General features: G+C 65.3%; 11 protein-coding genes. 9 read left to right on the forward strand and 2 right to left on the reverse strand.

Annotation, left to right across the window (positions count from 1 at the left end):
- The first annotated feature begins 39 nt into the window (after positions 1 to 39).
- The 5 genes from nuoK to HALZIN_RS0116310 all read left to right on the forward strand — a co-directional run bounded on the left by nuoK (position 40) and on the right by HALZIN_RS0116310 (position 6677).
- Positions 40 to 345, forward strand: coding sequence for an NADH-quinone oxidoreductase subunit NuoK (gene nuoK / locus HALZIN_RS0116290; protein ID WP_031385237.1), 306 nt, complete (start codon positions 40 to 42; stop codon positions 343 to 345).
- Positions 345 to 2213 carry an NADH-quinone oxidoreductase subunit 5 family protein gene (locus HALZIN_RS0116295; RefSeq protein WP_031385238.1) on the forward strand — a complete coding sequence of 623 codons (1869 nt, stop codon included), beginning with the start codon at positions 345 to 347 and terminating at the stop codon, positions 2211 to 2213. The genes nuoK and HALZIN_RS0116295 overlap by 1 nt, the downstream gene beginning before the upstream one ends.
- Entirely contained in the window at positions 2210 to 3694 is a 1485-nt protein-coding gene (locus tag HALZIN_RS0116300) for a complex I subunit 4 family protein (RefSeq protein ID WP_084173648.1), read from the forward strand. The genes HALZIN_RS0116295 and HALZIN_RS0116300 overlap by 4 nt, the downstream gene beginning before the upstream one ends.
- Positions 3694 to 5100, forward strand: coding sequence for an NADH-quinone oxidoreductase subunit N (locus HALZIN_RS0116305; RefSeq protein ID WP_031385240.1), 1407 nt, complete (start codon positions 3694 to 3696; stop codon positions 5098 to 5100). Before HALZIN_RS0116300 ends, HALZIN_RS0116305 begins: the two co-directional genes overlap by 1 nt.
- 413 nt (positions 5101 to 5513) lie before the next feature.
- A complete protein-coding gene (locus HALZIN_RS0116310) occupies positions 5514 to 6677 on the forward strand; it encodes a mandelate racemase/muconate lactonizing enzyme family protein (RefSeq protein ID WP_031385241.1) in 1164 nt (387 codons plus the stop codon).
- A gap of 126 nt (positions 6678 to 6803) precedes the next feature.
- Here HALZIN_RS0116310 and HALZIN_RS0116315 read toward each other — a convergent pair whose 3' ends face one another.
- On the reverse strand, positions 6804 to 7733 hold the full coding sequence (locus tag HALZIN_RS0116315) for an AEC family transporter (protein WP_031385242.1): 930 nt from the start codon (positions 7731 to 7733) through the stop codon (positions 6804 to 6806).
- A gap of 237 nt (positions 7734 to 7970) precedes the next feature.
- On the opposite strand from HALZIN_RS0116315, the gene metF reads away from it, so the two are divergent.
- Entirely contained in the window at positions 7971 to 8810 is an 840-nt protein-coding gene (metF, locus tag HALZIN_RS0116320) for a methylenetetrahydrofolate reductase [NAD(P)H] (protein WP_031385243.1), read from the forward strand.
- Between the two features lie 122 nt (positions 8811 to 8932).
- Here metF and HALZIN_RS0116325 read toward each other — a convergent pair whose 3' ends face one another.
- The gene (locus tag HALZIN_RS0116325) at positions 8933 to 9544 is read right to left on the reverse strand and encodes a superoxide dismutase (RefSeq protein WP_031385244.1); all 612 of its coding nucleotides are present in this window, start codon (positions 9542 to 9544) and stop codon (positions 8933 to 8935) included.
- A gap of 466 nt (positions 9545 to 10010) precedes the next feature.
- On the opposite strand from HALZIN_RS0116325, the gene HALZIN_RS0116330 reads away from it, so the two are divergent.
- From HALZIN_RS0116330 to HALZIN_RS0116340, 3 genes are all read left to right on the forward strand, one after another.
- Positions 10011 to 11009, forward strand: coding sequence for a TRAP transporter substrate-binding protein (locus HALZIN_RS0116330; protein ID WP_031385245.1), 999 nt, complete (start codon positions 10011 to 10013; stop codon positions 11007 to 11009).
- A gap of 70 nt (positions 11010 to 11079) precedes the next feature.
- The gene (locus tag HALZIN_RS0116335; RefSeq protein ID WP_201448215.1) at positions 11080 to 11637 is read left to right on the forward strand and encodes a TRAP transporter small permease; all 558 of its coding nucleotides are present in this window, start codon (positions 11080 to 11082) and stop codon (positions 11635 to 11637) included.
- Positions 11634 to 13016: a TRAP transporter large permease gene (locus tag HALZIN_RS0116340; RefSeq protein ID WP_031385247.1), complete on the forward strand. Its 1383-nt coding sequence runs from the start codon at positions 11634 to 11636 to the stop codon at positions 13014 to 13016. Before HALZIN_RS0116335 ends, HALZIN_RS0116340 begins: the two co-directional genes overlap by 4 nt.
- Positions 13017 to 13232: the final 216 nt, after the last annotated feature.

Below are 13232 nucleotides of genomic sequence, written 5' to 3' on the forward strand. Positions count from 1 at the left end.
TTTTAGTATTCGCGAGCAACCGACACAGGGAGACGTGGAATGACCTTGGTTAGCCTCTTGCTGGTAGCCGCCGCGCTGATCGGCATCGGCCTGTACGGCGCGCTGTCGCAGCAGTCGTTCGTGATGCTGATGATGGGCCTGGAGCTGATGCTCAATGGGGTGATGCTCGCCGCGGTGGCGTTCTGGGCGCTGAGCGCTGCCGGCGTCCCGGAGGGTCAGTTACTGACGATCGTCGTCATGGCGGTAATGGCGATCGAGATGGCCATAGGCTTCGCCCTGGTGGTGGCGGTGTTCCGCACCAATCAGGCCGACATGACCGAAGCGCTCGGCGAGCTCAAGCACTGATGTTGTGGTCGCTGGGAGGATTGCCGATAGGTGCGGCGGCGCTGCTTTATCTGAGTGGCGCGCGGCTGGGGCGCGGCGCGCTGACATCCGCGGCGGCGCTGACCATGCTGGCCACGCTGGGGCTGGCGGCGCTCGCCCTGGCCGGCGACTGGGGCGAGACGAGCTATCGCTGGAGCGAGGCGCTGATGCTGACCCTGGCGCCGTCGCGCGCCGCGGCGGTGTTCACCCTGGCGGTACCGCTGATTGCATTGCCGATCATCGTCTACGCGGGTTGCCACGAGCTTCCGCCGGGTAAGGCCGGCCGTGACGGTACCCGGCTGATGACGCTGATCATTGCCTTCGTCGGCACCATGCAATGGCTGGTACTGGCTGATGATCTGCTGACGCTGCTGATCGCCTGGGAGCTGATCGGTGCCTGTTCGTGGGCGCTGATCGGTCACCGCTGGGGCGAGGCGGGAGTGACTCGCAAGGCGCTGACGGCCTTCGTGACCACGCGCTTCGGCGATCTGGGACTGTACCTGGCCGCCATGGCGGTGTTCGCCGGCAGCGGCGGCTTCGGCTACGCGGACCTTGCCACGCTCGACGGTCCGCTGCTGAACGTTGCGGTGGCGGGGATCGTGCTGGCAGCGGCCGCCAAGTCGGCGCAGCTGCCGTTTTCGGCCTGGCTGTTCGCCGCCATGGCCGGGCCGGTGCCGGTTTCGGCGCTGCTGCACGCAGCGACCCTGTTGGCCGCCGGTACCTTCCTGCTGGCGCGTTTGCAGCCGACCCTCGACGGCGTGGCCTGGTTCGCTCCGCTGGTCGTTGCGATCGGTCTGGCCACCGCGCTGGCGGGCGCCGTGACGGCGATGCATCAGGGCCATGCCAAGAAGCTGCTGGCGGCCTCGACCTCGTCGCAGTACGGGCTGATGTGGCTGGCGATCGGTGCCGGCTTTCCGGCGGTCGCGCTGGTGCACTTCGTCGCCCATGCCTTCATGAAAGCCGGGTTGTTTCTGTCCGCCGGGCTCGCCGCCAAGGAGTCCGGCGGCTATGCGTTGGCCGACATGCGCCTTGGCCGCCGGCTGCCGGGCGTCGCCGCGACCACGCTGATCCTGAGTCTGGCGCTGGCCGGGATGATTCCGCTGGGCTCGGCCTGGAGCAAGGAGCAGATCGCCTCGGCGGCGGGTCAGCAAGCGCTCTGGCTGGCTCTGGCGGTGGCCCTGGTCGGCGGGCTGGGCGCGCTCTACGCGACCCGTTTCCAGCGCCTGGCCTATGGCCGTGCCGATCGCCGGACACGCGATCGCCTGCCGTCGTCGACGTCTCCCACCCGCGGCGAGCTCGCCGCGTTGCACAGCCTGGCGATCGGCACGCTGTTGCTGTCGGTATTGTGGTGGCCGCCGGCGCGCCAGGTCGTTGCCGGCTGGCTGGCGACCCAGTGGCCGCCCAGCCACACGTGGTTGCTGCTGGTGTCGCTGGCGCTGGTGCTGGCAGGGATCGCCGCCGGCTGGTGGATGACTCGCCCCGGCCATCGGGTCGAGCCGGCCACGGCCGGCCAGGCGGTCATCGCCGAGTGGTTCGGCCTGAGCGCGCTGCTCGAGCGCGTGGCGGTCGCGGTGGCCGCGCTCGCCCGACACCTGGCGCGCTTCGATGACGCCGGGGTCGATGCCGGCCTGCACGCTTCGGCGCGTGTCGCCGAGGGCCTGGCACGGCTCAATGCGCAGCGTGGCGAGGCGTTCGCCGACGGCCTGCCCGGCGGCCTGGGCCGGTTGACCGACTGGGGCGGCGCGTGGGCGCGCCGTGCCCAGAGCGGCCAGACCCACCACTACTACAGCACCATCGTCATCGGTGTCGTGCTGATCCTGAGCTTGCTGGTGATAGGAGGCCTGCTGTGATCCTGACCCTCGCCCTGGCCGTGCCCTTGTTGGGGGCGCTCGCGTTGGCCGGTTACCCGCGCTGGAGTGCCGCCCAGGCGCGGCGCATCGCCATGGGCGCCGCCGGCGCCTCGCTCGCGGCGCTGATCGTCGCCTGGCTGGGCTTTGACCCGCGGGGGCCGCAGTTCCAGTACGTCGTCGAGCTGCCCTGGGTGCCGTCGCTGGGGGTGGCCTACCGGCTCGGGGTCGACGGCATCGCGCTGGCGGTGGCAACCATGAGCGCGCTGCTGTTCAGCGCGGCGGCGATCTACCCCGTCGATACCCGCGGCGAGCCGAGGAGCTACTATGCCTGGCTGCTGTTCATGCAGGGCGTGTCGCTGGGGGTGTTCCTGACCCTCGACCTGCTGCTGTTCTACGTGTTCTTCGATCTCAGCCTGGTGGGGATGTTTTTCCTGATCGGCCGCTGGGGGCATGGCCAGCCGCAGCTCTCGGCGCTCAAGTTCTTCCTCTACACCTTCGCCGGGTCGCTCTTGCTGCTGCTGGCAATCATCGGCCTGTATCTCTCGCTCGAGCCGCGCAGCTTCGACATGCGCCAGCTGATCGAGCAGCAGCCGTTGGCCGGCGGCGGGCTCTACGCCGGATTGGTATTTCTGGCGCTGATGCTGGGCCTGGCGATCAAGACCCCGCTGGTGCCGCTGCACACCTGGCTGCCGCAGGCCCATGTTGACGCCCCGGGGCCGGTCTCGGCGATTCTCGCCGGGGTGCTGCTCAAGATGGGCGTCTACGGCATGATCCGCTTGCCGCTGGCGATGATGGCCGAGACCTTCGCTCGCTACGCGCCCTGGATCGGGGCGCTGGCGCTGCTGTCGATCCTCTACGGAGCGCTGGTGGCGCTGGGCCAGCAAGACCTCAAGCGGCGCATCGCCTACACCTCGATCAACCACATGGGCTATAGCGTGCTGGGCATTGCCGCGGCGGCCGCCTGGGTGGGCGAGCCGGCCGCGCGGCAGCTGGCGTTGGCCGGGGCTTCGCTGCAGATGGTCGTGCATGGGTTGATCACCGGCTCGCTGTTCTTGATCAGCGGCTCGTTGTGGCAACGTACCGGCGACTACCAACTGGCGCACTACGGCGGGCTGGCGTATCAGGCGCCGCTGCTCACCGGCTTCACAGTGCTGGCGGCCTTCGCCAGCCTGGGCATGCCGGGGCTGGCCGGGTTCGTCGCCGAGATCCAGGTGTTCGCCGGCACCTTGGCCGTGTATCCCTGGCTGGCGGTACTGGCGATCGTCGGCATCCTGATCACCGCAGCGCTGTACCTGGACATGCTGCGGCGGCTGTTTTTCGGCCACCTGCCGGCCTCACTGGCCAGCTTCAGCGACCTGGGTCGTGCCGAGTGGCTGGTGCTGGGCGTGCTGTCGCTGGGCATCGTGGCGATCGGCGTCTACCCGAGCTTCGTGCTTGAGCTGCTCGAGGCGGCCTCGGCTGCACTGGTCGGGGGGCGCTGATGTCGGTCGGCGATCTGATTCCCGAGCTCATCTTACTGCTGGCGGCGGTAGCGATCATGCTGTTTGCGTCCTTCGCCGCGCAGCGTCATCAAGCCTGGGCCGCCGGGCTGGCGCTGGTCGCGCTGGCGGCGGCGGGCGTGGCCAGCGTGGCGCAGTGGGGGCAGGCGCCGCAGTTGAGCTTCGCCGGCGTGTGGGCGCTGGATCGCCCGGCGATCGTCGCGAAGCTGCTGATCCTGGTCAGCGGGGCGGTGTGCGTCGGGCTGTCGCCGGATTGGCTGCGCGGCGATCGGCGTCACGGCGAATATTACGCGCTGTGCCTGTTCATGCTGCTCGGTGCGCTGATGATGGCCGCGGCCCACGACACCATGGAACTGGTGGTCGGGGTGCTGCTGACCTCGGTGGCCAGCTATCCGCTGGCGGCCTTTCACCGCGGCTGGGCGCCGGCCCTCGAGGCGGCGATGAAGTACTATCTGATCGGCGCGCTGGCCAACGCGCTGTTGGTACTCGGCGTGGTGCTGCTGTTCGGGCTGGTCGGTGACACTGGCTATGCGGCCACCGCGGCGGCGCTGGCGGCCGGGGTCGACCCTTGGGGGCTGGTGGTGGCGGTGGCCTGCATGGTCATCGGCCTGAGCTTCAAGCTGGCGGCGTTTCCCGGTCATGCCTGGTTGCCGGACGTCGCCCAGGCCGCCCCGGCGCCGGCGGCGGCGCTGCTGACGGTGGTCCCCAAGATTGGTGCGGCGCTGGCGCTGGCGCGCTTCGTCGCGCTGTTGCCCGATGCCGTGGCCTGGCCGGCGATCGTCGCGCTGATCGCCGCTGTGACCATGACGCTGGGCAACCTGGCGGCATTGCGCCAGCGCGATCTGCGCCGGCTGCTCGGCTGGTCGTCGGTGTCGCAGTCCGGCTATGCATTGATGGCGATCGTGGTGCTCGACGCCGCGCCGCGTGCCCTACCGGCGCTGCTGGCGTTTCTTGTTGCTTATTCATTGGCCAATCTGGCCGCCTTCGCGGTGGTCACCCATTGGCGCGGACGCACCGCGCTCGACGACTGCCGCGGGCTCGCTCACAGCCGGCCGCTGGCCAGTGCGGTGTTGATCGTCGCGCTGCTGTCGCTGGTGGGGATTCCGCCGTTGGTGGGCTTCGTCGGCAAGCTGTTGCTGTTCGAGGTGACGATCGATGGCGGCTATACCTGGCTGGCCGTGCTCGCTGTGATCAATACCGTGATATCGCTCTATTACTACCTGCGCGTCGCCGCCACGCTGCTGTTCCACTCGCCCTCGGGCGAGATCGCCGTGCTGGGCCGGGCGTCCGGCTGGACGCTGGCGATGACGGCGGCGCTGCTGGTCGTCGTCAGCGTCGCGGTCCAGGCCCTGCTGGCGCCGTTGATGGGGATCGCCTTCGTGGCTTAGCAGCCTGTCGGACTTGACGCTGACCTACTGCGATCGGCCCACGCCATCGGTCCGTTTCGTTACATAGCGCGCTATTCGCCAATCGATCGATCAATTTGACTCGAAACCCGTGCTTCGCATGACGATCGGCCAAACCCGACAGACTGCTAGCACTGCTGGTGAAATGGGGTATGTTGGGAGCCTATGTTTTGTTATCGGCCGCTCATGATTCACGATAATTCCCCCGACTCCGGGCTTTCTTCCTTCAGCCTCTGAGGTGCGCATCCGGGCCGTCCCGTCGGGAGTGCCGATTGTCGCGGCGCTGATCGGGTCATTCTGTCGGGTCTTCACGCAGGTGCTGAGTGTCAGGTTGCCGTCCGGCATCTGGTGATGATCGCTCAATAACAACATCGGCCTCAAGACAAGGAGCACGCATGCGAATTACCGACATCAAGGAAGCGCGGGTCTCGATCGCCTCCGATATCGCCAATGCCTACATTTCCTTCGCCAGGATGGATGTCTCGATCCTGGCGATCTACACCGACGCCAAGGTCGACGGCCGGCAGGTGGTGGGATACGGCTTCAACTCGAACGGGCGCTATGCCCAGAGCGGCCTGCTGCGTGAGCGCTTTTTGCCCCGCCTCGAGGAAGCCGATCCCGCCTCGCTGCTGGACGACAGCAGCCGCAACCTCGATCCGTTCAAGGTCTGGGCGACGGTGATGGCCAACGAGAAGCCGGGGGGCCATGGCGAGCGCTCGGTGGCGGTGGGGATCATCGACATGGCGATCTGGGACATCGTGGCCAAGGTCGAGAACCAGCCGTTGGCGCAGCTACTGGCCGGGCGCTTCGGCGACGGCGAGGCGGATCGTCGCGTTTCGGTCTATGCCGCCGGCGGCTACTACCATCCCGGCAAGGAGATTCGCGGCCTTCAGGAGGAGATGCGCGACTACCTGGACATGGGCTACCTGGCCACCAAGATGAAGATCGGCGGGGTACCGCTGGACGAGGACCTGCCCCGGGTCGAGGCGGCACTCGAGGTGGTGGGCGAGGCGTCGCGCCTGGCGGTGGACGCCAACGGACGTTTCGACCTTAAGACCACGCTGGGCTTCGCCGATGGCCTGGCCCCCTACGGGGTGCGCTGGTACGAGGAGGCCGGCGATCCGCTCGATTATGCCCTGCAGCGCCAGCTGTGCGAGCACTATGCCGGCCCGACCGCCACGGGCGAGAACCTGTTCTCCCACCAGGACGTGCGCAACCTGTTGCGTCATGGCGGCATGCGCCCCGATCGCGACATCCTGCAGATGGACCCGGTGCTTTCCTACGGGCTGGTCGAATACCTGCGGATGCTCGACGAACTGCGTATCCGCGGCTGGTCGACCCGCCAGTGCATTCCCCACGGGGGGCACCAGTTCGCCTTGAATATCGCCGCGGGCCTCAGGCTGGGCGGCAACGAGTCCTACCCGCGCGTCTTCGCGCCCTTCGGCGGCTTTGCCGATTCCACGCCGGTCGAGGACGGGCTCGTCGCCCTTCCAGACCGGCCGGGTATCGGCTTCGAAGACAAGGCCGAACTCATGAAAGTCTTCAATGCCCATCTTTGAGCGGGGCCCAATGACAAAGAATATCCAGCATGTGTCAGCACAAGATCGGCGTGATTCCCGGCGACCGTATCGGTATCGAGGTCATCGAGACGGGCAGGTAGGTGCTGCAGGCCCTGGCGGCCGCCTCTATTCCAGCCCGACCAGCACCAGCAGCGCGCCGAGGTAGGGCGGGATCAGCAGCGGCGCCGCCAGGGTCGTCAGCAGTACCGCGATGGCGCCTTTCTCGGGGCGAATGTTGAGCTCCATGGCGACCACCACCACGTTGGACGCCATCGGCACCACGCCGAGCAATAGCAGTGCCGTGGCGAGGGTGGCGTCGATGCCCACGCTGGCCTGAAGCAGTGCCACCGCGGCGACGCTGAGCAGCGGCCAGACGATATAGCGCAACGTCACGCAGGCGGCGATGAAGCGCGTATCGAATTCGCGCAGGGTCACTCGGCCGAGCGTCATGCCGATGATCATCATGCCCAGCACGGTGTAGCAGTACTTGAAGTAGTCGAGCCCGTCGAGCAGCGCCCCGGGCAGCGGTACATCGATCCTGCTGACCAGCAGCGCGGCGAGAAACGCATAGATCAACGGCAGCCGGGCGATGCGCGACAGGCTATGGCGCACCGAGAAGCGCCCACGGGCGCTCAGGTAGAAACCCACGGTGAACTCGAACAGGTTGATTCCCAGCAGGCAGAACAGGTACTGGGTCACCCCCTCCGGGGGCAGCAGCACCATCGCGATCGGCAGGCCGAAGTAGCCGGTATTGCCGGTGCCCGAGGAGAACGCCAGCAAGGCGCTCTCCTCGGCGGCAAAGAACGGCCGGGCCAGCCGCGCGACCAGCAGGGCGATGGCGCTCGATAGCAGGAACAGCGCGGCGCTGAGCAACAGGTCGTCGGCACCGGGATCGCCGAGCACCAGGGCACGAAAGAAGGTCAGCGGGGCGATGACGTAGACCAGCAGGGTGGCGATGGGGCGCGGATCGAGTGCCAGCCGGCGGGCGCACAGCCAGCCCAGAGCGACGAACGCCAGCAGCATCCATAGCGGTTGGTAGAGATCGGCGTAAGACATCGATGATTCCGCGGCAAAAGCGCCATCATGCCTGCTCGCCGCGCCGATTGGCAGCGCGCTGAACCGTCGCCCGAGCGCTTGCGCGCAAAAAGCAGCAACATGACTGCCATTGAAGTTGCGGCGCGAAACTTTCATTGGTCCGCTTCCGGCTTGGCGGGCACAATGCATTGCATCGAGTGGCCGCGCAGAGCGGCCCGCCATGCCATTACGCCGCCAGCGCTGGACAAGGGTTGACCGATGAGCACACGTGAGTATCCGCTGGGCATCAGCTTCGAATTCTTTCCCCCCAACACCGACGCCGGCCGGGAAAAACTCTTGCTGGCCCGCGATGCCCTGGCCGAGCGCCGACCGCGCTTCTTCTCGGTGACCTATGGCGCCGGTGGCTCGACTCAGGCGCGTACCCACAACACGGTCAGGCAGGTCCGTGAATGCGGCATCACCACCGCGCCGCACCTGTCATGCATCGGCAGCGAGAAGGCGCAGATGCGCGAGTTGCTGAACCACTATCGTGACGACGGCATCGACAGTCTGGTGGCGTTGCGCGGCGACCTGCCGTCGGGCATGGGCGGCATCGGCGAGTTGCGCTATGCCAACGAGCTGGTCGAATTCATCCGCGCCGAGACCGGCGATCATTTCGAGATCGCCGTGGCTGCCTATCCCGAGGCGCATCCCCAGGCGCCGAGCTTCGAACACGACCTGCAGAATTTCGTGCGCAAGATGCAGGCCGGCGCCGACCTGGCGATCAGCCAGTACTTCTTCAGCGCCGACGCGTACTTCCATTTCGTCGAGCGGGCCCGCGCGCTGGGCGTCGAGGCGCCGATCGTACCCGGCATCATGCCGATCACCAACTACACCAAGCTGGCGCGTTTCTCGGATGCCTGCGGCGCCGACATTCCGCGCTGGATACGCAAGCAGCTCGAAGCCTATGGCGACGACGGCGAGAGCATCCGGGCGTTCGGCGAGGAGGTGGTGTCGAAGCTGTGTCAGCGTCTGCTCGATGGCGGTGCGCCGGGATTGCATTTCTACACCCTCAACCAGTCGGCGGCGAGCTTGCGCATTCTCGACAATCTGGCCTGATCGGCTCGCGCCCTCGGTGAGGAACACCAGCAAAAAGCCCTACCGCATGCGGTAGGGCTTTTTTGAAGTTCGCCTCTTGTGCAATGGGTCCAGGAGGCGTCATCGATCCTTCAGGCGATCACTCAGGACTTGGCCGCCTGGTAGAGCTCGTTGGCATATTCCCAGTTGACCACACGCCACCAGTTGTCGACGTAGTCGGGGCGCTTGTTCAGGTAGGTCAGATAGTAGGCATGCTCCCAGACGTCCAGGCCCAGTACCGGTTTGCCCTGGACACTGGCGACATCCATCAGGGTGTTGTCCTGGTTGGCGGTCGAGGTGATTTCCAGCTCGCCGTCGGCCTTGACCACCAGCCAGGCCCAGCCGGAACCGAACTGGCCGGTCGCGGCGCCCAGGAAGGCCTTCTTGAACTCGTCCAGCGAGCCGTACTTGGCGTTGATCGCTTCACCCAGCGCACCCTGCGGTTCGCCACCGCCGTTCGGCGACATCATCTTCCAGAACAGCGTGTGGTTGTAGAAACCGCCGGCATTGTTGCGCACCACCGGCTTGTGCTGGGAGATGTTGGCGAAGATCTGCTCGAGGGACTGGTTTTCCAGTTCGGTCCCCGAGATCGCATCGACGAACTTGTCGAAATAGGTCTTGTGGTGCTTGGTGTGGTGAACCCGCATGGTGGTTTCGTCGATGACCGGTTCCAGCGCGTCGTAGGCGTAGGGCAAGTCGGGAAACTCGTGTTGCATGATGCATCTCCTCCACTGTCGTTGCTTGATGGCGCATCCTGGCACCTTGGCTCGGATAATGCGATCGTCGTTACGGCGATGCCAAAAGAGACTGCCGCCCCGACCAATCCGTTGTAGATGTTTTGTCCTCAGTGTTGATGATAAGAATTCTGCTTTCAAACATAGATGGGATATCGGGGCGGCGACAGCGGAAATCAACTATGTGTGGATTTCCGCACGCCGGCTCGGCAAGTCTGTGTGGATATACGCACAGCGGGCTGGCCATGGGCGGCGGCGGTTATCTTCTGGATTTGGCAAATAATTGTTTAAATAATGCATTTATTTGTTGGCACAACTTTTGCTAAGGCGGCTATTGCTGACAAAGAGGCGACCGGTGCCATCGCAGGCGGCCAACCAGCGGCCGAGACAACAAGCCGGACGATCGCCAGAACTTTCACCGCCATAACATCCGCAAGGAACCAACAACATGCGTACGCTCACACTTGCTTCGCTCGCCTCACTGGCCGCCGGCATCATGCTGGCCGGGTCGGCCTTCGCCGCCGACCCGATCACCATCAAGTTCTCCCACGTGGTCGCCGAGAACACCCCCAAGGGCCAGATGGCCGAAAAGTTCAAAGAACTGGTCGAGAAAAGCTCGGTCGGCGATCAGGTCGAGGTGGAGATCTATCCCAATTCCCAACTCTACGGCGACGATCAGGTGCTCGAGGCCATGCTGCTGGGCGACGTCCAGCTCGCCGCGCCGGCGCTGTCCAAGTTCCAGAAGTATACCGACCAGCTCCAGGTCTTCGACCTGCCGTTTCTGTTCGAGGACATGGCCGCGGTGGAGCGCTTCCAGAACAGCGCGACCGGCAAGCAGTTGCTGACCTCGCTGCAGGACAAGGGCCTGGTTGGCTTGGGCTATCTGCACAATGGCATGAAGCAGCTGTCGGCTTCCGAGCCGCTGCGCGTGCCCGAGGACGCCGCCGGCAAGAAGTTTCGCATCATGACCTCCGACGTGCTCGATGCGCAGTTCGAGGCGGTCGATGCCGCGCCGCTCAAGAAGCCGTTCTCCGAGGTGTTCATCCTGTTGCAGACCGGGGCCATCGACGGCCAGGAGAACACCTATTCGAACATCTATTCGCAGAAGTTCTACGAGGTGCAGCCGTACATCACCGAGTCCAACCATGGGCTGCTCGACTATATGGTGGTGTCTTCCGCGCGTTTCTGGAACGGCCTGCCGGACGACGTGCGCCCGGTCGTCGAAGAGGCGCTGCAGAAGGCGATCGCTTATGGCAATGCCATCTCCGCCCAGGAGAACAAGGAGGCCAAGCAGGCGATTGTCGATTCCGGCAAGTCCGAGATCATCGAGCTGACCCCCGAGCAGCGTCAGCAGTGGGTCGACGCCATGAAACCGGTGTGGAAGGAATTCGCCGACGAGATCGGCCAGGATGTGATCGACGCCGCCCAGGCCGCCAACAAGGGTTGAGGCAGCGGCTTTTGCGAACGACGGCGAGCCTCCGGGCTCGCCGTCTTGGTGATCGAGCGAGGAAAAACCAATGATTGTGCGCTGGCTCAACAAGCTGGAAGAGACGGTCTTCTGTCTGCTGCTGGTCGCCATAGTGTTCCTGGTGTGCGTCGAAGTGTTCTATCGCTTCGTGCTCGCCGAGGGCATCAGCTGGGCGCAGGAGGGCTCGCTGTATCTCGCGGGCTGGTTCGTGCTGTTCGGGGTATCCTGGGGCGTCAAGCACGGCGTGCATATCGGCGTCGACGTGCTGGTCAAGAAACTGCCGAAACGCGGCCAGCGTATCGTCACGCTGATCGCCCTGGCCGTGTGCCTGGCCTATTGCGCCCTGATCCTGGTCGGCAGCTACGAGTATCTGTCACTGACCTACATGATCGGGATCGAGTTGCAGGACATCCCCATCCCTAAGTGGCAGGCCACGCTGATTCTGCCGATCGGCATGGCGTTGCTGGTCCTGCGCTTCGCCGAGCTGGGTTGGCGCGTGATCAAGGGCGAGGCCGATAGTTTCGGTTTCTCCGACGAGGGCCAGGAAAGCATGCATCTTGCCGAACAGCGCAATCCCGAAGACTACGACAAGGAGGGCCGCCCGTGACCATCGCGACCCTGTTCATTCTGCTGTTCCTCGGCATCTTCCTGGGCATGCCGATCGCCTTTGCGCTGGGTTTTTCCAGTGTGACGACAGTTCTGTTGTTCTCCGACGACTCGCTGGGCTCGATCGCCATCAAGCTGTTCGAGGCGGTGTCCGGTCAATATACGCTGCTGGCGATACCCTTCTTCATCCTGTCCAGCGCCTTTCTGTCGACCGGCGGGGTGGCGCGTCGCCTGATCAACTTCGCTACCGACAGCGTGGGGCATGTCAAGGGCGGGCTGGCGATGGCCTCGGTGATGGCCTGCATGCTGTTCGCCGCCGTTTCCGGGTCGTCGCCAGCCACCGTCGCCGCGATCGGCTCGATCACCATCGCCGGCATGGTGCGTCAGGGCTATCCGCAATCCTATGCCGCGGGGGCGATCGCCAACGCCGGTACGCTGGGCATCCTGATTCCCCCGTCGATCGTGATGCTGGTCTACTCGGCGGCCACCGAGGTCTCGGCGGCCAAGATGTTCATGGCCGGCCTGGTCCCCGGGCTGCTGATGGGCGGTATCCTGATGATCGCCATCTATATCTCGGCACGGATCATGAAGCTGCCGGCGCAGCCTTTCCCGGGATTCGGGCAGCTGTTCCGCTCGGGCGGCAAGGCCCTGGCCGGCCTGCTGCTGATCCTGTTGGTACTGGGCACGATCTATGGCGGTGTGGCCAGTCCCACCGAGGCGGCGGCGATTGCCGCGATCTATGCCTGGCTGGTGGCCGTGGTCGGCTACCGCGACATGGGGCCGCTCAAGGACGACCCGTGGAAACGCCCCGGCGAGAGCCTGGGGAGCGCTCTGGCGCGCAGTCTGTGGCAGGTGCCGCTGGCCATCGTGGGATCCTTTACCAACCGCGAGGTGCGCGGTGTGGTGTTGGATGGCGCCAAGGTGTCGATGATGTTGCTGTTCATCATCGCCAACGCCATGCTGTTTGCCCACGTGCTGACCACCGAGCGTATTCCGCATGCCATCGCCGAGGCGATCGTCTCCTGGGGGCTACCGGCATGGGGCTTTCTGATCATCATGAACCTGCTGCTGCTGGCGGCGGGCAACTTCATGGAACCCTCGGCGATCCTGCTGATCATGGCGCCGATCCTGTTCCCCATCGCCACGCAGTTGGGCATCGATCCGATCCATCTGGGCATCATCATGGTGGTCAACATGGAGATCGGCATGCTGACCCCGCCGGTGGGGCTCAACCTGTTCGTCACCGCGGGGATCACCGGGCGCTCGATCGGCTGGGTGATCAAGGCCTGCCTGCCGTGGCTGGGTCTGCTGCTCGGCTTTTTGATATTGATTACCTATGTGCCGGCGATCTCGCTGTGGCTGCCGAACCTGTTGTCCTGAAGTTATAGCCTGAAACGCAAAAGTTCCGCCCTGCACCGGCTGTGTCAAGCGTCAGCTCGACGGGCAAACCGCCCATCAGGCTTCCTGATGGGCGGTTTTCGTCATGGCACGCGCCGGCATCAATCATCACCTCACCGGCAAGCCCGAGTACGCCCTCTGGAGTGGGCTCATGATGACTCGCGGGCTTCAACTTTGGTCGCGCCCGGTGGCTGGCAA

Source organism: Halomonas zincidurans B6 (assembly GCF_000731955.1).
In the GTDB taxonomy this organism is placed as follows: Bacteria; Pseudomonadota; Gammaproteobacteria; order Pseudomonadales; family Halomonadaceae; genus Modicisalibacter; species Modicisalibacter zincidurans.